The organism is Ectopseudomonas oleovorans, from assembly GCF_029845265.1.
Taxonomy (GTDB): domain Bacteria; phylum Pseudomonadota; class Gammaproteobacteria; order Pseudomonadales; family Pseudomonadaceae; genus Aquipseudomonas; species Aquipseudomonas oleovorans.
Genome location: NZ_JAOCLK010000007.1, coordinates 96757 through 117393, shown reverse-complemented (window position 1 = coordinate 117393; position 20637 = coordinate 96757). Strand labels below are relative to the sequence as shown.

At 61.4% G+C, this 20637-nt stretch carries 19 protein-coding genes; 15 read left to right on the top strand and 4 right to left on the bottom strand.

The features are described from left to right. Positions 1-31 precede the first annotated feature (31 nt). The 4 genes from N5J71_RS05750 to map form a co-directional block, all read right to left on the bottom strand. Complete coding sequence (locus N5J71_RS05750) at positions 32-379, bottom strand: ArsC family reductase (protein WP_074855682.1); 348 nt, start codon at positions 377-379, stop codon at positions 32-34. Positions 380-534: 155 nt separating this feature from the next. Then, positions 535-1731: a succinyldiaminopimelate transaminase gene (dapC, locus tag N5J71_RS05745; RefSeq protein ID WP_279916494.1), complete on the bottom strand. Its 1197-nt coding sequence runs from the start codon at positions 1729-1731 to the stop codon at positions 535-537. Between the two features lie 15 nt (positions 1732-1746). After that, on the bottom strand, positions 1747-4440 hold the full coding sequence (locus tag N5J71_RS05740; protein ID WP_004424004.1) for a [protein-PII] uridylyltransferase: 2694 nt from the start codon (positions 4438-4440) through the stop codon (positions 1747-1749). Positions 4441-4525: 85 nt separating this feature from the next. Continuing rightward, positions 4526-5308: a type I methionyl aminopeptidase gene (gene map / locus N5J71_RS05735; protein WP_074855685.1), complete on the bottom strand. Its 783-nt coding sequence runs from the start codon at positions 5306-5308 to the stop codon at positions 4526-4528. 700 nt (positions 5309-6008) lie between these two features. Between map and rpsB the strand changes: the two genes are divergently transcribed. From rpsB to rnhB, 15 genes are all read left to right on the top strand, one after another. Beyond that, positions 6009-6749 carry a 30S ribosomal protein S2 gene (gene rpsB / locus N5J71_RS05730; protein ID WP_279916493.1) on the top strand — a complete coding sequence of 247 codons (741 nt, stop codon included), beginning with the start codon at positions 6009-6011 and terminating at the stop codon, positions 6747-6749. Between the two features lie 279 nt (positions 6750-7028). Beyond that, a complete protein-coding gene (gene tsf, locus N5J71_RS05725) occupies positions 7029-7892 on the top strand; it encodes a translation elongation factor Ts (RefSeq protein ID WP_278618543.1) in 864 nt (287 codons plus the stop codon). 188 nt (positions 7893-8080) lie between these two features. Beyond that, a complete protein-coding gene (gene pyrH, locus N5J71_RS05720; RefSeq protein ID WP_004424012.1) occupies positions 8081-8824 on the top strand; it encodes a UMP kinase in 744 nt (247 codons plus the stop codon). Then, the gene (gene frr, locus N5J71_RS05715; RefSeq protein WP_004424013.1) at positions 8821-9378 is read left to right on the top strand and encodes a ribosome recycling factor; all 558 of its coding nucleotides are present in this window, start codon (positions 8821-8823) and stop codon (positions 9376-9378) included. The genes pyrH and frr overlap by 4 nt, the downstream gene beginning before the upstream one ends. A 17-nt stretch (positions 9379-9395) precedes the next feature. Continuing rightward, positions 9396-10142: a polyprenyl diphosphate synthase gene (gene uppS, locus N5J71_RS05710; protein WP_004424015.1), complete on the top strand. Its 747-nt coding sequence runs from the start codon at positions 9396-9398 to the stop codon at positions 10140-10142. Then, the gene (locus N5J71_RS05705; RefSeq protein ID WP_206408142.1) at positions 10142-10957 is read left to right on the top strand and encodes a phosphatidate cytidylyltransferase; all 816 of its coding nucleotides are present in this window, start codon (positions 10142-10144) and stop codon (positions 10955-10957) included. The genes uppS and N5J71_RS05705 overlap by 1 nt, the downstream gene beginning before the upstream one ends. Further along, complete coding sequence (ispC, locus tag N5J71_RS05700) at positions 10954-12138, top strand: 1-deoxy-D-xylulose-5-phosphate reductoisomerase (protein ID WP_279916492.1); 1185 nt, start codon at positions 10954-10956, stop codon at positions 12136-12138. The genes N5J71_RS05705 and ispC overlap by 4 nt, the downstream gene beginning before the upstream one ends. 54 nt (positions 12139-12192) lie before the next feature. Continuing rightward, complete coding sequence (rseP, locus tag N5J71_RS05695) at positions 12193-13545, top strand: sigma E protease regulator RseP (RefSeq protein ID WP_279916491.1); 1353 nt, start codon at positions 12193-12195, stop codon at positions 13543-13545. 84 nt (positions 13546-13629) lie between these two features. Beyond that, positions 13630-15990, top strand: a complete 2361-nt coding sequence (gene bamA / locus N5J71_RS05690) for an outer membrane protein assembly factor BamA (RefSeq protein WP_279916490.1) — start codon at positions 13630-13632, stop codon at positions 15988-15990. A gap of 44 nt (positions 15991-16034) precedes the next feature. Beyond that, entirely contained in the window at positions 16035-16538 is a 504-nt protein-coding gene (locus tag N5J71_RS05685) for an OmpH/Skp family outer membrane protein (RefSeq protein ID WP_206408151.1), read from the top strand. 2 nt (positions 16539-16540) lie between these two features. Beyond that, entirely contained in the window at positions 16541-17596 is a 1056-nt protein-coding gene (gene lpxD / locus N5J71_RS05680; RefSeq protein ID WP_279916489.1) for a UDP-3-O-(3-hydroxymyristoyl)glucosamine N-acyltransferase, read from the top strand. A 47-nt stretch (positions 17597-17643) separates the two neighbouring features. Further along, entirely contained in the window at positions 17644-18084 is a 441-nt protein-coding gene (gene fabZ, locus N5J71_RS05675) for a 3-hydroxyacyl-ACP dehydratase FabZ (RefSeq protein ID WP_017674781.1), read from the top strand. Then, a complete protein-coding gene (gene lpxA, locus N5J71_RS05670) occupies positions 18081-18857 on the top strand; it encodes an acyl-ACP--UDP-N-acetylglucosamine O-acyltransferase (protein ID WP_279916488.1) in 777 nt (258 codons plus the stop codon). The genes fabZ and lpxA overlap by 4 nt, the downstream gene beginning before the upstream one ends. A 5-nt stretch (positions 18858-18862) precedes the next feature. After that, the gene (lpxB, locus tag N5J71_RS05665; protein WP_279916487.1) at positions 18863-19996 is read left to right on the top strand and encodes a lipid-A-disaccharide synthase; all 1134 of its coding nucleotides are present in this window, start codon (positions 18863-18865) and stop codon (positions 19994-19996) included. Continuing rightward, positions 19996-20622, top strand: coding sequence for a ribonuclease HII (gene rnhB, locus N5J71_RS05660; protein WP_279916486.1), 627 nt, complete (start codon positions 19996-19998; stop codon positions 20620-20622). Before lpxB ends, rnhB begins: the two co-directional genes overlap by 1 nt. The last annotated feature ends 15 nt before the right edge of the window (positions 20623-20637 follow it).

Below are 20637 nucleotides of genomic sequence, written 5' to 3'. Positions count from 1 at the left end.
GGTTCCTTGCAACGAAATCGGGTGAGGTTGATCAGGCCAGCGCGGCTTGGTAGTTATCCGGCTTGAAGCCGACCAGGGTCTTGTCGCCCAGGTCGAGTATCGGGCGCTTGATCATCGAGGGTTGGGCCAGCATCAGTTCGATGGCCTTGGCCTGGTCGAGATCGGCTTTCTGCGCGTCGTCCAGCTTGCGGAAGGTGGTGCCGGCACGGTTCAGGATGGTCTGCCAGCCATGCTCGTTGCACCACTTTTCCAGGTTTGCACGGTCGATTCCGACGCTCTTGTAGTCGTGAAAGGCATAGTCGACCTGGTGTTCATCGAGCCAGGTTCTGGCCTTTTTCATCGTGTCGCAGGCCTTGATGCCATACAGGACGTAACTCATTGATCTTCCTCTGATGAGTGGCGTGCCGGAAGGTCCGGGAAATACGGCGGGCCATTATGCCACGTCGCGTCCAGACGTGGCGGCGGCTGTCGCTGCGATGTGTTACGGAGTCGGAGACTAGCGGCTAAAGCCCCGCCCACAGGCTCTGCAGAGGCTCAGGCGCTGCGAATGAAACGGGCAATACGCTCGGCGGCCTCGATGCACTCGGCCAGTGGTGCTACCAGTGCCATGCGCACACGGCCGGCACCCGGGTTGACGCCGTTCACTTCGCGCGACAGGTACGAGCCGGGCACCACGGTGACGTGCTCGGTGGCGAACAGGTCATGGGTGAACAGGGTGTCGTCACCCGGAGTACGTGCCCACAGGTAGAAGCCGCCATCGGGGCGCTGTACGTCCATCACCGGGGCGAGGATGTCCAGCACGGCAGCGAACTTCTCGCGGTACAGGTCACGGTTGGCGCGTACATGTGCTTCGTCATTCCAGGCGGCAACGCTGGCCAGCTGGGTTTGTACCGGCATGGCGCAGCCGTGGTAGGTGCGATAGAGCAGGAAGTGCTTGAGGATGTCGGCGTCGCCAGCGACGAAGCCCGAGCGCAGACCCGGCAGGTTGGAGCGCTTGGACAGGCTGTGGAACACCACGCAGCGTTTGAAATCGTTGCGCCCCAGCTCGGCGCAGGCGCTGAGCAGGCCCGGTGGCGGGGCGTCTTCATCGAAATACAGCTCGCTGTAGCACTCGTCGGCGGCGATGACGAAGTCGTGCACGTCGGCCAGGACGATCAGTTTCTTCAGCGTCTCGACCGGGATCAGCGCGCCGGTGGGGTTGCCTGGCGAGCAGAGGAAGAGAATCTGGCAGCGCTGCCAGATTTCGCTCGGCACTGCGTCGAAGTCCGGGTTGAAGCCATGGGCTTCCAGGCACGGCAGATAGTGCGGCTCGGCGCCGGCAAGGAACGCAGCACCTTCATAGATCTGATAGAAGGGGTTAGGGCTGACCACCAGGCCCTTGGCGTTGCGGTCGACCACCGTCTGGGTGAAGGCGAACAGCGCTTCGCGGGTACCATTGACCGGCAACACGTGGCGTGCGGCATCCAGCCAGCCAGTCGGCACGCCGAAGCGACGTTCGCACCAGTTGGCAATGCTCTGGCGCAGCTCCGGCAAGCCGAGCGTGGTCGGGTAGACGGCGAGCTTGTCGAGATTGGCGGTCAGCGCCTGGCCGACGAAGTCAGGCGAGCGATGCTTGGGTTCGCCGATGGACAGGGCGATGGCACGCTTGTCGGCCGGTGGCTGCACGCTGCCGAGCAGGGCGCGCAGTTTCTCGAAGGGGTAGGGCTGGAGCTGGTCGAGAGCTGGGTTCATCGATACTTCCGCAAATCAGATGGAAAATTGGGCCGGCTGGATACTGGGCTCGGACAGACGACGGACGATGGTTTCCTGCAGGCGTGCGCAGAGTTCGGGATCGGACAGCGGCTGGCCCTTGTCGTCGGTAATGAAGAATACGTCCTCGACCCGTTCGCCGAGGGTGGCGATCTTGGCGTTCTGCAACGACAGGTCGTATTCGAGGAAGATTCGCCCGATCCGCGCCAACAGGCCGGGGCGGTCCGGTGCGGTCAGTTCGAGGATGGTCACCGGGCGCTGCGCATCATTGTGAATGGTCACCTGCGGCGCGAAGGCGAAGTGCTTGAGCTGGCGCGGTACGCGGCGCTGGATGATGGTCGGGTAGTCGTCCGGGTTCTTCAGTGCTTCGATCAGGCCTTCGCGAATCTGCTGGATGCGTGCCGGGTTGTTGCCGATCGAGCCGCCGTCGGCATCCAGCACCACGTAGGTATCGAGGGTGAACTGGCTGGTGGAGGTGATGATCCGTGCGTCGTGAATGTTCAGGTTGAGCTGGCTCATCGCGGCTACGGTCACGGCGAAGAAGTCATGCTGGTCCGGCGCATAGATGAAGATCTGCGTGCCGCCCTCGAACTCGCGCTGGGTGGTTTCCTTCATCAGCACCAGCGGACCGCCATCGTTGGGATGCTGGAGAATGGCATCGGTGTGCCAGGCCACGTCGTTGGCCGTGTGGCGCAGGAAGTAGTCGTCGCCCAGCTGGCTCCACAGTTGTTCGGCATCGTCCGGGTCGGTGCCACCGCGCACCAGGATGTCGAGGGCGGCGCTCTGGGTCTGGCGAATCTGCTCTTCGCGATCCAGCGGGTTTTCCAGGCCGCGGCGCAGGGCGCGCTTGGTCTCGGTATAGAGCTGGCGCAGCAGGCTGGCACGCCAGGAATTCCACAGGCTGGGGTTGGTGGCGTTGATGTCGGCCACGGTCAGCACGTAGAGATAATCCAGGTGCGTCTGGTCGCCGACGAACTGGGCGAAATCGTGAATCACCTGCGGGTCGGAAAGGTCCTTGCGCTGCGCGGTGGTGGACATCACCAGGTGGTGCTGCACCAGCCAGACGATCAGCGCGCTGTCCCAGGCCGGCAGGTGGTGGCGGCGGGCGAAGGCTTCGGCGTCCACCGCGCCCAGCTCCGAATGATCACCGCCACGGCCCTTGCCGATATCGTGATACAGGCCGGCGAGGTAGATCAGCTCCGGCTTGGGCAGCTTGTCGATGAGCTTGCTGGCCAGAGGGAATTTCTCCGCCAGCTCCGGCCAGCGAAACTTGCGCAGGTGCTTGATCAGGTTGAGCGTGTGCGCATCGACCGTATAGATGTGGAACAGGTCGTGCTGCATCTGCCCGATGATATGGCCGAACTCCGGCAAATAACGGCCGAGAATGCCGTAGCGGTTCATCCGCCGCAGGTTGCGATGGATGCCTTCCTTGCACTTGAACAGCTCGATGAACAGGCTGGTGTTGCGGATGTCCTTGCGGAACTCGTCGTCGATCAGGTGGCGGCTGTCACGCAGCAGGCGGATGCTGTCGGCACGTACACCCTTGATTTCCGGGTGCTGCGCCATCAGCACAAAGATTTCGATGATGGCGAAGGGCGTGCGCTTGAACACGTTCGGGTGGGTGACTTCGATATAGCCGTCGCGCACCTGGAACCGGCTGTTCAGGGGCGTGGCCGGGCCGCTTTCGCCGGCGCGCAGGATCACTTCCTCGAAGTGCTGGTTGATCAGGTCCGACAGCTCGGAAATCCCCATCACTACGCGGTAGTACTTCTGCATGAAGTGTTCGATGCTGCGCTTGCCGTCGCCGTCCTGATAGCCGAACAGGGCGGCGATCTTGGCCTGGTGATCGAACAGCAGGCGGTCTTCGGCGCGCCCGGCGAGCATGTGCAGGGCGTAGCGCACCTTCCACAAAAATTCCTGGCTGGAGGACAGCAGGGTGTATTCGCTTTCCAGCAGGAAGCCGTGGCCGACCAGGGCTTGCAGGTTCAGCGTGCCGAACTGGCGGCGCGCCACCCAGAGCACGGTCTGGATGTCGCGCAGGCCGCCGGGCGAGCCCTTGATGTTGGGTTCGAGGTTGTACTCGGTGTCGTTGTACTTGGCATGACGCGCTCTGCGTTCGTCGCGCTTGGCCAGGTAGAAGTGCTTGCTCGGCCACATCTGATCGGTGCTGGTCACCTGCTGCATGCGCTGGCGCAGGTGTTCGGGGCCGGCGATGGTGCGGCTTTCCATCAGGTTGGTGATCACCGTCAGGTCGGCGCGCGCCTCTTCGGCGCATTCGTCGACCGAGCGCACGCTCTGGCCGACTTCCAGGCCGATGTCCCAGAGCAGGGTGAGAAAGCCTTCGATCGGCTCGCGGAAGATTTCGTGATCATTGCTGCCCAGCAGGATCAGCAGGTCGATGTCCGAGTAAGGGTGCAGCTCGCCACGGCCGTAGCCGCCAACGGCGAGCAGGGCGATGTCGGCATCCTCGCTCCAGGTGAAGCGCTTCCAGGCTTCCTGCAGGATCTGATCGACGAACCAGGCGCGATCCTCGACCAGGCGGCGAATGTCACGGCCGGCACGAAAGCGCGCATCGAGCACTTCATGCGCGCCGCGGATGGCCTTCTTGAATGCGGCGATGGGGCTGGATTTCAGGGCCAGCTCGGCCTGGAACTGACCGCGGTCAAACAGTTCGGGGTCCATCTGCGGCATGCAGTTGCCTTCCTTATATAAGGTGGGGCGCGCTATGCGCACCACAAGCTTCAATGGTGCGCACGGCGCACCCTACGGATCGCGGTCAGGCCGAGGTGCGCGGCAGGGTGTCGTCGCTGCGCAGGGTCAGGATCTCATAGCCGTCTGCGGTGACCAGCACAGTGTGCTCCCATTGCGCGGAAAGCTTGCGGTCCTTGGTGATGGCGGTCCAGCCGTCGCCGAGCAGGCGGGTTTCCGGGCGGCCCTGGTTGATCATCGGCTCGATGGTGAAGGTCATGCCTTCCTTGAGCTCCATGCCGGTGCCGGCCTTGCCGTAGTGCAGCACCTGCGGCTCTTCATGGAACACGGCGCCGATGCCGTGCCCACAGTATTCGCGCACCACGGAGAAACCGTTCTTCTCGGCATGTTTCTGGATCACCTCGCCGATGTCGCCCAGGCGGGTGCCCGGCTTGACCAGTTCGATGCCTTTATACATGCACTCCTGGGTGACCTTGGCCAGGCGCTCAGCCCATTCGGCAACCTTGCCGACCATGAACATCTTGCTGGTATCGCCGTGGTAACCGTCCTTGATCACGGTGACGTCGATGTTCAGCACGTCGCCGTCTTTCAGTGGCTTGTCGCTGGGGATGCCGTGGCACACCACATGGTTGACCGAGGTGCAGATCGACTTGGGAAAGCCCTTGTAGTTGAGCGGGGCGGGGATGGCCTGCTGCACGTTGACGATGTAGTCATGGCAGATGCGATCCAGCTCTTCGGTGGTGACGCCCGGCTTGACGTGCTCGCCGATCATCTCCAGCACTTCGGCGGCCAGGCGGCCAGCCACGCGCATTTTCTCGATTTCTTCGGCGGATTTGATGGTGACGGTCATATCGGGCTCTCGAGTGTACGCAGAAAAGGGGCATATATTAGCAGCTACGTGGTGCAAGCCCCAAAGGCAGCTGCAAGCATCGAGTCGCATGTGTTAATGAGCGGGCTTTGCCCTAATGTCAGTCAGTTAAGCGCCTAGACACTTGGTTTACGGGCGCTGCAATCGTATAGGAAGGAATTTAACTGTTGCCAGTCGGTTCGATTTGTAGGGTGGGTCGGGCGGCGCTCCGTTTCAGCCCACGCCGGCCGCCGTTGGTGGGCTGAAGCCCACCCTGCAAGAGCAAAAAACCTTATCTGATCGGCATTAGGGTCTGTTGCCGTTTCGACGCGAGCCGCGTTGCTGCGCCAAATTGCGCCACGCAACCCGAAGGGACGGGCCGGTTTTTGCGTGGTACGTCGTTACTCGACGGCTCATTTGGGCGACCAAACTTCGCGTCTCGCGCCTGGTCCCACGCAAAAACTGGCTCCGTCGCGGCCGTGCGCGAAACGGCAACAGACCCTAGGCTTCGCCCCTGTTTACGGCGTTTGCCTTGTAGCTTGTCGCTGCTTTCTGTGGTATAAAACGCGCCGCTTTACGGGCAGTGCGTCCGAAAGCTTAAACCCACACACGTATCGACACGGTTTCCTGGGTGCCTTCGACAAGTTCGAGGGTTGGAAACTGGGATGCGTGGAGGCCTAACCCGACTTATCAAGGAACTATCATGTCCCAAGTCACTATGCGCGATATGCTGAAGGCCGGTGTGCACTTCGGCCACCAGACCCGTTACTGGAACCCGAAAATGGGCAAGTACATTTTCGGCGCGCGCAATAAGATTCACATCATCAACCTCGAGAAAACCCTGCCGATGTTCAACGACGCCCTGTCGTTCGTTGAGAAGCTGGCTGCTGGCAAGAACAAGATTCTGTTCGTTGGCACCAAGCGTTCCGCTGGCAAGATCGTTCGCGAAGAAGCGGCTCGTTGCGGCTCGCCGTTCGTCGATCACCGCTGGTTGGGCGGCATGCTGACCAACTACAAGACCATCCGTGCTTCGATCAAGCGCCTGCGCGAGCTGGAAACCCAGTCCCAGGACGGCACCTTCGCCAAGCTGACCAAGAAAGAAGCCCTGATGCGTACCCGTGATCTGGAAAAACTGGATCGCAGTCTGGGTGGTATCAAGGACATGGGCGGTCTGCCGGACGCTCTGTTCGTGATCGACGTTGACCACGAGCGCATCGCTATCACCGAAGCCAACAAGCTGGGCATCCCGGTTATCGGCGTTGTCGATACCAACAGCAGCCCGGAAGGCGTTGACTACATCATCCCGGGTAACGACGACGCCATCCGCGCCATCCAGCTGTACATGGGTGCCATGGCCGACGCTGTGATCCGTGGTCGCAGCAACGCTGGCGGCGCGACTGAAGAGTTCGTCGAAGAAGCTGCTGCCGAGAGCGCCGAAGGCTAAGCGTTAACGCCAAGCATTTAGCGTTATGCGCTGTGCAAGAAGGGGGCTAGGCCTAATGCTGATCAGATAAGTTCGTCACCACCCCCTCCTACTTGCAGTAGAGGGGGCGCTTTTCGTAGGAGCCAGCTTGCTGGCGATGCTTTTTATGGCGGATCGCCGGCAAGCCGGCTCCTACAAAGATCGAGTGCAACGGCTTAACTGACTGGCATTAGTGCTAGGCCCCCTTTTTGCCACTCAAAGATTTGATTTGGTTGAAGACCTACCGAGAGGATTTTCAAGATGGCAGAAATTACTGCAGCCCTGGTTAAAGAACTGCGCGAGCGTACCGGCCAAGGCATGATGGAATGCAAGAAGGCCCTGGTTGCCGCTGGTGGCGACATCGAGAAAGCCATTGATGACATGCGCGCTTCCGGTGCCATCAAGGCTGCCAAGAAGGCCGGCAACATCGCCGCTGAGGGCTCCATCGCCGTTCGCGTCGAGGGTGGCCGTGGCGTGATCATCGAAGTCAACTCGCAGACCGACTTCCTGGCTCTGCAGGACGACTTCAAGGCCTTCGTCAAGGAAAGCATCGACGAAGCCTTCGAAAAGAACCTGACCGACGCTGCTCCGCTGATCGCTTCCCGCGAGTCGGCTCGTGAGGCGCTGGTTGCCAAGTGCGGCGAGAACGTCAACATCCGTCGTCTGACCGCTGTTTCCGGTGAGACCGTTGGTGCCTACCTGCACGGCCACCGCATCGGTGTTCTGGTTGTCCTGAAAGGCGGCAACGACGAGCTGGCCAAGCACGTTGCCATGCACGTTGCTGCTTCCAACCCGGCCGTGGTTTCCCCGGACCAGGTTTCCGAAGAGCTGGTTGCCAAGGAAAAGGAAATCTTCCTGCAGCTGAACGCCGAGAAGATCGCCGGCAAGCCGGAAAACATCGTCGAGAACATGGTCAAAGGTCGTATCGCCAAGTTCCTGGCCGAAGCCAGTCTGGTCGAGCAAGCCTTCATCATGGATCCGGAAGTCAAGGTCGGTGACCTGGTGAAGAAAGCCGGTGCCGAAATCGTTTCCTTCGTTCGTTACGAAGTGGGCGAGGGTATCGAGAAGGCCGAGACCGACTTCGCTGCCGAAGTTGCCGCTCAGGTTGCTGCCAGCAAGCAGTAATCGGCGGTTCGGCCAGTTGTCCCAGAGAGGCTGCCCGCTTGCGCGTGCGGCCTCTTTGCCGAATAAGGGGCGACAAATATACAAGCGGCCGTGCAACCTACGGTCGTCGGCACGTTCGAAGTGCCGGATAATTGCAGCGCGCAAGCGTGTTACAGAAGAATTTCATATCGCCGCAGGAGAGACTTGCAATGGCTCAGCAGACGACTGGTCGCCAACCTCGCTACAAACGCATTCTGCTCAAACTTAGCGGCGAAGCCCTGATGGGCTCGGAAGATTTCGGCATCGATCCCAAGGTGCTCGATCGCATGGCGCTGGAAGTCGGTCAACTGGTCGGCATCGGCGTGCAGGTCGGACTGGTGATCGGTGGTGGCAACCTGTTCCGCGGCGCAGCACTGTCCGCTGCCGGCATGGATCGCGTTACCGGTGACCATATGGGCATGCTGGCGACCGTGATGAACGCGCTGGCCATGCGTGATGCGCTGGAACGCTCGAACATCCCGGCCATCGTTATGTCGGCGATTTCCATGGTCGGCGTGACCGATCATTACGATCGCCGCAAGGCCATGCGCCACCTGAAAACCGGTGAGGTGGTGATCTTCGCAGCGGGTACCGGCAACCCCTTCTTCACCACCGATTCGGCCGCCTGTCTGCGTGCCATCGAGATCGATGCGGACGTGGTACTGAAGGCGACCAAGGTCGATGGCGTGTACACTGCCGACCCGTTCAAAGACCCGCATGCCGAAAAGTTCGAGCGCCTGACCTATGACGAAGTGCTCGATCGCAAGCTGGGGGTGATGGATCTGACCGCCATCTGCCTGTGCCGCGATCACAACATGCCGCTGCGGGTCTTCAACATGAACAAGCCCGGCGCCCTGCTGAACGTTGTAGTGGGTGGCGCCGAAGGAACTCTGATCGAGGAGGATGCACAATGATCAACGATATCAAGAAAGACGCTCAGGAACGCATGAGCAAGTCCCTGGAGGCGCTGGGTCGCAACCTTGCTTCCATTCGTACCGGTCGTGCCCATCCGAGCATTCTCGATAGCATCAAGGTCCCGGCCTGGGGCAGCGACATGCCGCTCAATCAGGTAGCCGCGATCACCGTCGAAGATGCGCGCACCCTGAAGATCGTCGCTCACGACAAGAGCCTCAGCGCCGCCATCGAGAAGGCCATTCTGACTTCCGACCTGGGCCTGAACCCGAGCAGCGCCGGCACTACCATTCGCGTACCGATGCCAGCCCTGACCGAGGAAACCCGCAAGGGCTACACCAAGCAGGCGCGTGGGGTTGCTGAAGATGCCAAGGTCGCGGTGCGCAATGTGCGTCGTGATGCCCTGGCCGAGCTGAAGAAACTGTCCAAGGCCAAGGAAATCAGCGAGGACGAAGAGCGTCGTGCCGCTGACGAGCTGCAGAAAATCACCGACAAGTTCATCGGTGACATAGACAAGGCGCTCGAGGTCAAAGAAGCGGACCTGATGGCCGTTTGACGGCTCGGCGCCCATACATGGACAAGAACAAGCAGGGGGCGGTGCCGCGGCATGTCGCCATCATTATGGATGGCAACAACCGCTGGGCGAAGAAGCGCCTGTTGCCTGGTGTGGCAGGGCACAAGGCCGGGGTCGATGCGGTTCGCGCGGTAATCGAAGTCTGTGCCGAGTCGGGTGTCGAGGTGCTAACCCTGTTCGCCTTTTCTAGTGAAAACTGGCAGCGCCCGGCCGAAGAGGTCGGCGCGCTGATGGAGTTGTTCCTCGGTGCGCTGCGTCGTGAGGCCAAGCGTCTGCTGGATAATGACATTAGCCTGCGCATCATCGGGGACCGCTCGCGGTTTCATCCCGAGTTGCAGGCAGCCATGCGTGAGGCCGAGCAACTGACAGCCGGCAACCGGCGTTTCACCTTGCAGATCGCGGCCAACTACGGCGGTCAGTGGGATATCGCTCAGGCGGCTCAACGCCTGGCACGTGAGGTGCAGGCGGGGCATCTGCAGCCAGAGGACATCACCCCACATTTGCTCCAGGGCTGCCTGGCTACCGGTGACCTGCCCTTGCCCGATCTGTGCATCCGTACGGGGGGCGAGCACCGCATAAGCAATTTCCTTCTGTGGCAGTTGGCTTACAGCGAACTGTACTTTTCCGACCTGTATTGGCCGGACTTCAAGCACGAGGCCATGCGCAAGGCGCTGGCCGATTTCGCTACCCGCCAGCGTCGCTTCGGCAAGACCAGCGAGCAGGTGGAAGCTGAGGCGCGCTCTTAATGCTCAAACAACGAATCATCACGGCGCTGGTATTGCTGCCTATCGCTCTGGGCGGCTTTTTCCTGCTCGATGGCGCTGCTTTTGCCTGGTTCATTGGTCTGGTAGTGACGCTGGGCGCCTGGGAGTGGGCGCGCCTGGCGGGGCTCCAGGCGCAGCCGCTGCGGGTGGCTTATGCCGCTGCAGTGGCCGTATTGCTCGCGGCGCTGTACATGTTTCCGCTGTTCGCGCCCGTGCTGTTGGCGGTGGCAGTGCTGTGGTGGCTGGCGGCGACCTTCCTGGTGCTGACCTATCCCGATAGCAGCCGCTACTGGGGGGCAATGCCGGGGCGCTTGCTGATTGGCTTGCTGATTCTGCTGCCGGCCTGGCATGGGCTGGTGCTGCTCAAGCAATGGCCTCAGGCCAATGCGCTGATCATTGCGGTGATGGTGCTGGTCTGGGGCGCGGATATTGGTGCCTACTTCTCCGGCAAGGCCTTCGGCAAGCGCAAGCTGGCACCCAGGGTCAGCCCGGGCAAGAGCTGGGAAGGGGTGTATGGTGGTCTGGCTGTCAGTCTGTCGATCACCTTGGTGGTCGGCCTGCAGCAGGGTTGGTCGGTCTCCGGGTTGGTGCTGGCCCTGCTTGGCGCGGCTGTGGTGGTGCTGATCTCCGTCGTGGGCGACCTGACCGAGAGCATGTTCAAGCGTCAGTCGGGCATCAAGGACAGCAGTAATCTGTTGCCGGGCCATGGTGGTGTGCTGGACCGTATCGACAGTCTTACCGCCGCCATTCCGGTATTCGCCGCACTGCTCTGGCTGGCTGGCTGGGGCTCGTTGTGAGCGCCGTGCAGCAGGTCACGGTGCTGGGGGCGACCGGCTCCATCGGCCTCAGTACGCTGGATGTGATCGCCCGTCATCCCGGGCGTTATCAGGTGTTCGCCCTGAGCGGTTTTTCCCGGCTGGCGCAACTGCAGGCGCTGTGTGTGCAACATCGCCCGCGCTATGCCGTGGTGCCTGATGCTGAGGCGGCGCGTGAACTGCAGGGCGCTCTGCGTGCTGGCGGCCTGGTGACCGAAGTGCTGGTGGGGGAGGCAGGGCTGTGCGCCGTGTCCGCTGATCCGGCCGTCGACTGCGTGATGGCTGCCATTGTTGGCGCTGCCGGGCTCAGGCCGACGCTGGCTGCGGTGCAGGCCGGCAAGAAAGTGCTGCTGGCCAACAAGGAGGCGTTGGTGATGTCTGGCGCCCTGTTTATGCAGGCCGTCAGGCAGAGCGGGGCGGTGCTGCTGCCCATCGACAGCGAACACAACGCCATTTTCCAGTGTCTGCCCGGCGACTATGCACGCGGTTTGCAGGCAGTCGGCGTGCGCCGTGTGCTGTTGACGGCTTCCGGCGGGCCATTCCGCGAGACGCCTCTGGCCGAGCTGGAGCATGTCACGCCGGAACAGGCCTGTGCACATCCCAACTGGTCGATGGGACGTAAGATTTCGGTCGATTCGGCCAGCATGATGAACAAGGGGCTGGAGATGATCGAGGCCTGCTGGCTGTTCGATGCCCGCCCCGAGCAGATCGAGGTGGTCATCCACCGGCAGAGCGTGATTCACTCGCTGGTCGATTACATCGACGGTTCGGTGCTGGCCCAGCTGGGCAATCCGGATATGCGCACGCCGATTGCCCACGCCTTGGCCTGGCCGGAGCGTATCGACTCAGGCGTATCGCCGCTGGATCTGTTCACCGTCGGTCGCCTGGATTTCGAGCGTCCCGACGAGCAGCGCTTCCCCTGCCTGCGCCTGGCGCGCGAGGCGGCGCAGGCTGGCGGCAGTGCACCGGCGATGCTCAATGCGGCCAATGAGGTGGCAGTCGAGGCGTTCCTGCAGCGGCGCATCCGTTTCAGCGATATCGCGGGTATGATCGAGTCCGTACTGAACGCGCAGCCTGTCCAGGCTGTCGAAGCGCTCGACGCTGTTTTCGACGCTGACCGGCGTGCGCGTGAGTTGGCCGGGCAGTGGCTCGCGCGCCGTTGATCGCGGCTATGCAGGGCTGTTGCGTATCGGTGCCTGAGCATCTGGAGAAGTGAAATGAGTGGGTTGTACATGCTGGTTGGCACCCTGATCGCCTTGGGTGTCCTGGTGACCTTTCATGAGTACGGGCACTTCTGGGTAGCCCGCCGCTGCGGCGTCAAGGTGCTGCGTTTCTCCGTTGGCTTTGGTACGCCACTGGTGCGTTGGCATGACCGCCAAGGTACCGAGTTCGTCATAGCGGCCATTCCTCTGGGCGGCTACGTGAAGATGCTCGATGAGCGCGAGGGCGATGTGCCGGCCGAGCTCGCCGAGCAATCGTTCAATCGCAAGAGCGTGCGCCAGCGCATCGCTATCGTCGCTGCCGGCCCGCTGGCCAATTTCCTGTTGGCGCTGCTGTTCTTCTGGTTCGTTGCCATGCTCGGCAGTCAGCAGGTGCGCCCCGTCATTGGTGCGGTGCAGGCGGGCAGCCTGGCCGAGATGGCCGGCTTGCGTGCCGGGCAGGAGATCGTTGCGGTCAACGGTGAGGCCACCAGTGGCTGGGCGGCGGTCAACCTGCAACTGGTAAGGCGTCTGGGCGAGAGCGGTACGCTCGACCTGCGTGTGCTCGAGCCGGGTTCCACCGTCGAGACGTCCAAGCAGGTGCAGTTGGACAACTGGCTGCGCGGTGCCGATGAGCCGGACCCGATCGGTTCGCTGGGCATCCGTCCTTGGCGTCCGGCGCTGGAGCCGGTCCTGGCAGAGGTCGACGCCAAGGGACCTGCCCATGCGGCAGGTCTGCAAGCCGGAGATCGACTGCTGGCGCTCGATGGTGAGCCGCTTGCCGACTGGCAGGGGCTGGTCGATCGCGTAAGGGCATTGCCGGGCGAGGCGGTCACGTTGCGCTTCGAGCGCGCGGGGCAAGCGCAGGACGTACAGCTGACCCTGGCGTCGCGCGGCGAAGGGGAGGCCCGCAGTGGCTACCTGGGGGCTGGCGTGCAAGGCGTCGAATGGCCGCCGGAGATGCTCCGCGAGGTGCGCTACGGCCCGCTCGATGGCGTCGTCGAAGGTATGCGTCAAACCTGGTCCATGAGCCTGCTGACCCTCGATTCGCTGAAGAAAATGCTGTTCGGGGAGCTCTCGGTAAAAAACTTGAGTGGGCCGATAACCATTGCTAAAGTGGCGGGCGCTTCAGCTGAGTCAGGGCTGGGGGATTTCCTGAAATTCCTTGCATATCTGAGTATTAGCCTGGGGGTTCTCAATCTGCTGCCCATTCCTGTACTGGATGGTGGGCATCTGCTGTTTTATCTGGTCGAGTGGGTGCGTGGTCGCCCCTTGTCTGAGCGGGTTCAGGGTTGGGGGATGCAGATCGGCATCAGTCTGGTCATCGGGGTCATGTTGCTTGCCCTGGTCAACGACCTCAGCCGCCTGTAAGCATTGCTGAATACGTTCTTGAGATTTAAAGAAGTGTCGCCTAAGCGGCAGTTTTTATCGTCAGTTGGAATAAGAAAGGACTTCATGAAACGTCTGCTGCTACCTGCGGTACTGTCCGCATTGATGATCGCCGAAGTTCACGCCGAGTCCTTCACCATCTCCGATATACGCGTCAATGGCCTGCAGCGGGTGTCTGCAGGTAGCGTATTCGGCGCACTGCCGCTCAACGTGGGCGAGCAGGTAGATGATCGCCAACTGGTCGATGCCACTCGTTCTCTGTTCCGCACTGGCTTCTTCCAGGATATCCAGCTCGGTCGCGATGGCGACGTGCTGGTGGTTACCGTGGTCGAGCGTCCCTCCATCTCCGGTATCGAGATCGAAGGTAACAAGGCCATCAGCACCGAAGACCTGCTCAAGGGCCTGAACCAGTCCGGTCTGGCCGAGGGCGAGATCTTCCAGCGCGCCACTCTCGAAGGCGTGCGTAACGAACTGCAACGCCAGTATGTCGCTCAGGGCCGCTACTCGGCCGAGATCGAAGCCGAAGTGATTCCGCAGCCGCGTAACCGCGTGGCGCTGAAGATCACCATCAACGAAGGCACCGTTGCCGCTATCTCCCACATCAACGTGGTCGGCAATACCGTTTTCTCCGATGAAGATCTGGTGGATCTGTTCGAGCTGAAGACCACCAACTGGCTGTCCTTCTTCAAGAACGACGACAAGTACGCCCGCGAGAAGCTGTCCGGTGACCTCGAGCGTCTGCGTTCCTACTACCTGGATCGCGGCTACATCAACATGGATATCAGCTCCACCCAGGTATCCATCACCCCGGACAAGAAACACGTCTACATCACCGTCAACGTCGAAGAGGGTGAGAAGTACAGCGTGCGCGACGTGAAACTGTCCGGTGACCTCAAGGTGCCGGAAGAGGACGTACGTGCACTGCTGCTGGTCAAGGAAGGTCAGGTCTTCTCGCGCAAGATCATGACCACCACCAGTGAGCTGATCACCCGTCGCCTGGGTAACGAGGGTTATACCTTCGCCAACGTCAACGGCGTACCGGAAGCGCACGACGAGGACAACACCGTTTCGATCACCTTCTTCGTCGATCCGGGCAAGCGTGCTTACGTCAACCGCATCAACTTCCGCGGCAACACCAAGTCCGAAGACCAGGTGCTGCGTCGCGAAATGCGTCAGATGGAAGGTGGCTGGGCCTCGACCTACCTGATCGACCAGTCCAAGGTGCGTCTGGAACGTCTGGGCTTCTTCAAGGAAGTCAACGTCGAAACGCCACAGGTGCCGGGCACCGACGACCAGATCGACGTCAACTACAGCGTCGAAGAGCAACCGTCCGGCTCCATCACCGCCAGTGTCGGTTTCGCCCAGAACGCCGGTCTGATCCTCGGCGGTTCGATCAGTCAGAACAACTTCCTCGGTACCGGTAACCGCGTCAGCATCGGCCTGACCCGTAGCGAATACCAGACCCGATACAGCTTCGGCTTCGTTGACCCCTACTGGACCGTCGACGGCGTCAGCCTGGGTTACAACGCCTTCTACCGCACCACCGACTACGATGAGCTCGATGTCGACGTATCCAGCTACTCGGTCGACAGCCTGGGCGCCGGTATCAACATCGGCTATCCGATCAGCGAAACCGCGCGTCTGACCTACGGTCTGACCGTGCAGCAGGACAGCATCGATACCGGCCGTTACACCGTCGACGAGATCTTCGATTTCATCGAGGCCGAAGGTGACGACTACCTGAACTTCAAGGGCTCCATCGGCTGGTCCGAGTCGACCCTGAACCGTGGCGTGCTGGCCAACCGTGGTCATTCGCAGAGCCTGGTGCTGGAAACCACGCTGCCAGGTAGCGATCTGTCGTTCTACAAGCTCGACTACCGCGGCCAGGTGTTCACCCCGATCAGCGACAACTACACCCTGCGTTTCCATACCCAGCTGGGTTATGGCGACAGCTACGGTTCCACCGCTGAACTGCCGTTCTACGAACACTACTATGCCGGTGGTTTCAACTCGGTACGTGGTTTCAAGGACAGCAGCCTGGGCCCGCGCAGTACGCCTAGCAGCGGTACCAAAGCCGGTACTCTCGCTGACCCGGATCAGGATCCGCTGCCGTTCGGTGGTAACGTGCTGGTGCAGGGCGGCGTCGAGATGCTCTTCCCGCTGCCATTCGTCAAGGATCAGCGCTCGCTGCGTACCGCATTGTTCTGGGACGTGGGTAACGTCTTCGATACCAACTGCAGCTCCAGCCAGAAGAGGCTGAGCGACAGCTGCAATATCGACTTCAGCAGCATGGCCAGCTCCGTGGGTGTCGGCCTGACCTGGATCACCGCACTGGGCCCGCTGAGCTTCAGTCTGGCCATGCCGATCAAGAAGCCGGATGATGCCGATACCCAGGTATTCCAGTTCTCCCTGGGTCAAACCTTCTAATTTCGTTTCACAGAAAGCCAACAGTTTTGTTGCAGGAGTGCATTGTGCGTAAGTTGACTCAACTGGTTCTGTTCACCGCCGCCCTGATCGGCACTCCGGCGTTCGCCGAGATGAAGGTGGCCGTGCTGAACTATCAGATGGCGCTGCTCGAGTCGGATGCAGCCAAGCGCTACGCCGTCGATGCCGAGAAGAAGTTCGGCCCGCAGCTGAACAAGCTCAAGACCCTGGAAAGCGATGCCAAGCGCATTCAGGATCGCATGGTCAAGGACGGCGAGAGGATGCAGCAGGCCGAGCGCGAGCGCCTTGAGCTCGAATTCAAGCAGAAAGCCCGTGATTTCCAGTTCCAGTCCAAGGAGCTGAACGAAGCCAAGGCCATCGCTGACCGCGAGATGCTGGCCAAGCTGAAGCCGAATCTGGACAAGGCCGTCGAAGAAGTGATCAAGAACGGTAACTTCGACCTGGTGCTCGAGCGTGGTGCGGTGATCGAGGTCAAACCTCAGTACGACATCACTCGCCAGGTCATCGAGCGCATGAATCAGATGCGTTAAGCATGACTGCGACATTTACCCTCGGTCAGTTGGCCGAGCGCCTGGGCGCCACCTTGCGTGGCGCCGAAGCTAAGGTCATCACGGGCCTGGCCACCTTACAGGAGGCCGGGCCCGAACAATTGAGCTTCCTGGCCAATGCCCAGTACCGCAAGTTTCTGGCGCAGACCCAGGCCGGTGCTGTGTTGCTCACCGCAGCCGATGCTGAAGGCTATGCTGGCGATGCCTTGATTGTTGCCAATCCTTATCTGGCTTATGCCCAGCTTTCGCATGTGTTCGACCGCAAGCCCAAGGCGGCTCCCGGCATTCATGCCACTGCGCAGGTTGCAGGCGATGCTCAGATCGATCCGAGTGCGAGTATTGGCGCTTTTGCGGTTATCGAAAGCGGTGCTCGCATCGGTGCTGATGTAAGCATCGGTGCGCACTGCGTGGTGGGCGCGCGTAGCGTGATCGGTGAGGGTGGTTGGCTGGCGCCGCGCGTGACGCTGTATCACGACGTGCGTATCGGCAAGCGTGTAGTGATCCAGTCCGGCGCGGTGATCGGTGGCGAAGGCTTCGGTTTCGCCAACGAAAAGGGCGTCTGGCAGAAGATCGCACAGATCGGTGGGGTGACCATCGGTGATGACGTCGAGATCGGCGCCAACACCACGGTGGATCGCGGTGCGCTGTCCGATACCCTGATCGGTAATGGCGTGAAGCTGGATAACCAGATCATGATTGCGCACAACGTGCAGATCGGTGACAACACGGCCATGGCGGGCTGCTGTGGTATTTCCGGCAGCACCAAGATCGGCAAGAACTGCATGATCGCCGGCGGTGTGGGCATGGTTGGCCATATCGAGGTGTGCGACAACGTGTTCGTCACCGGTATGACCATGGTGACTCGCTCGATCACCGAGCCGGGCGCTTATTCTTCCGGCACTGCCATGCAACCGGCGGGCGAGTGGAAGAAGAGCGCTGCCCGCATTCGTCAGTTGGACGAGATGGCCAAGCGCCTGCGCGAGCTGGAAAAACAGCTGGCCGCCGTGACCCAGACGACAAACGTCTCATCTGATGCCTGAGTGCGGCGTGACCGTGCTCTTTTCTTTTCTTACAGGCTTAACCGGACATGATGGACATCAACGAAATTCGTGAATATTTGCCGCACCGCTATCCGTTCCTGCTGGTGGACCGCGTGGTGGACCTGGACGTCGAAGGCAAACAGATTCGCGCCTATAAGAATGTCAGCATCAATGAGCCGTTCTTCAACGGTCACTTCCCCGAGCACCCGATCATGCCGGGCGTTCTGATCATCGAGGCCATGGCGCAGGCTGCCGGTATCCTCGGCTTCAAGATGATGGGTGTGAAGCCGGCTGATGGCACCCTGTATTACTTCGTTGGCTCCGACAAGCTGCGTTTCCGTTCGCCGGTGTTGCCGGGTGACCAGCTGACGCTGGAAGCCAAATACCTTAGCGACCGTCGCAGCATCTGGAAATTCGAGTGCCGCGCCACCGTCGATGGCAAGGAAGTCTGCGCTGCTGAAATCATCTGTGCGGAACGCAAGCTATGAGTTTGATTGACCCCCGCGCGATCATCGACCCCAGTGCCAGATTGGCCGACGACGTCGTCGTTGGCCCTTGGAGCATTGTCGGGGCCGATGTGGAAATCGGCGAGGGTACAGTCATCGGCCCGCACGTCGTGCTCAAGGGGCCGACCGTGATCGGCAAGCACAACCGCATCTACCAGTTTTCTTCGGTCGGTGAAGACACGCCAGACCTGAAATACAAGGGCGAGGCGACGCGCCTGGTGATCGGTGATCACAACACGATTCGTGAGGGTGTCACCATTCACCGTGGCACCGTGCAGGATCGCAGCGAAACCACCATTGGCGACCATAACCTGATCATGGCCTATGCCCATATCGGCCATGACAGTGTGATCGGCAATCATTGCATCCTGGTCAACAACACGGCACTGGCTGGGCATGTCTGGGTCGATGACTGGGCGATTCTGTCCGGTTATACCCTGGTGCATCAGTTCTGCCGCATTGGCGCGCACAGCTTCTCGGGCATGGGCACCGCGATTGGCAAGGATGTTCCGGCTTTCGTTACCGTGTTCGGTAACCCGGCCGAGGCGCGCAGCATGAACTTCGAGGGCATGCGCCGTCGCGGTTTTTCTGCCGAAGCCATTGCTGCCTTGCGCAAGGCGTACAAGTTGGTCTATCGCCAGGCGCTGACGGTGGAGCAGGCCCTCAGTGAGCTGGCCGAGTCCGCTGCGCAGTTTCCCGAAGTAGCGGTATTTCGCGATTCCATCCAGGCTTCCACCCGCGGCATCACCCGCTGATTCCTATGACCAGACCTCTTCGCGTCGCACTGGTCGCCGGTGAGGCGTCCGGTGACATCCTCGGCAGCGGCCTGATGCAGGCCATCAAGCAGCGCCACCCGAATGCCGAATTCATTGGCGTCGGTGGCGCGCGCATGGAAGCCGAAGGCCTGAAATCCTATTTCCCCATGGAGCGCCTGGCCGTGATGGGCCTGGTCGAGGTGCTGGGGCGACTGTTCGAGTTGCTCGGTCGCCGTCGCCAGCTTGCTCGCGATCTGATTGCTGCCAAACCGGATGTATTCATCGGCATCGATGCCCCCGATTTCAACCTCGGCCTGGAACTCAAGCTGCGCCGTGCCGGAATCAAGACCGTGCACTATGTCAGCCCCTCGGTCTGGGCCTGGCGGCAGAAGCGCGTGCTGAAGATCCGTGAAGCCTGTGACCTGATGCTGACCCTGTTCCCGTTCGAAGCGCAGTTCTACGACGAGCATCAGGTGCCGGTGCGCTTCGTCGGGCATCCGCTGGCCGATGCGATTCCGTTGCAGGCCGATCGTGCTACTGCGCGGGCGACGCTGGACCTGCCGCAGGATGAGCCGGTGGTTGCCTTGATGCCGGGGAGTCGTGGCGGTGAGGTGGCGCGCCTCGGTGAGCTGTTTCTTGATGCCGCGATTCGTCTGCGTGCGCTGCGTCCGGGGATTCATTTCCTGCTGCCTTGCGCCACGCCCGAGCGCCGCGAGCAGCTGGAACAGATGCTGGCCGGGCGCGATTTGCCGCTGACCCTGCTCAACGGCCGTTCTCACGAGGCCCTGGCTGCCTGTGATGCGGTGTTGATTGCCTCGGGCACCGCCACCCTGGAGGCATTGCTGTACAAGCGTCCGATGGTGGTGGCCTACCGTGTGGCGCCGCTGACCTACCGGATTCTCAAGCGCCTGGTCAAAAGCCCCTATATCTCGCTGCCCAACCTGCTGGCCGAGCGTCTGCTGGTGCCTGAGCTGATTCAGGATGCGGCGACGCCAGAGGCCCTGGCGCAAGCTGTGGCTCCGCTGATCGATGGTGGTCAGGTGCAGACCGAAGGCTTCGACGTGATCCATCGCGCGCTGCGCCGTGATGCCTCGGTATCGGCGGCTGACGCGGTGTTGAAACTGGCGGGGCGCGACTGATGCAGTTGGGTCTCGACTTCACCCTGGTCGAAGAACTGGTCGCCGGCGTCGACGAAGTCGGCCGTGGCCCGCTTTGCGGCGCGGTGGTCACGGCGGCGGTGATTCTCGATCCGATGCGACCGATCATCGGTCTCAATGACTCGAAGAAGCTCACCGAGGCGCGTCGCGAAGTGCTGTTCGACGAAATTCGCGAGAAGGCCCTGGCCTGGTGCATCGCTCGCGCTGAGGTGGAAGAGATCGACCGCCTGAACATCCTGCATGCCACCATGCTGGCCATGCAGCGGGCTGTCGAAGGCCTGAGCGTGACGCCGAAACTTGCACTGATCGATGGCAATCGCTGCCCCCGGCTGGCAGTGCCCAGTGCGTCTGTGGTCAAAGGCGATAGCCGGGTTCCGGCGATTGCTGCAGCTTCGATCCTGGCCAAGGTCAGCCGCGACCGCGAGATGCTCGAGATGGATCGTCTCTATCCCGGCTACGGCATTGCCGGTCACAAGGGCTATCCGACGCCCGTTCATCTCGAGGCGCTGCAGCGCCTGGGGCCGACCCCCATCCATCGGCGTTCCTTCGCGCCGGTGCGCGCTTTGCTCGAGCCTGTAGCCCTCGATCGCATCGCTGCCACGATCTGAACCTCTGGCCCTCAG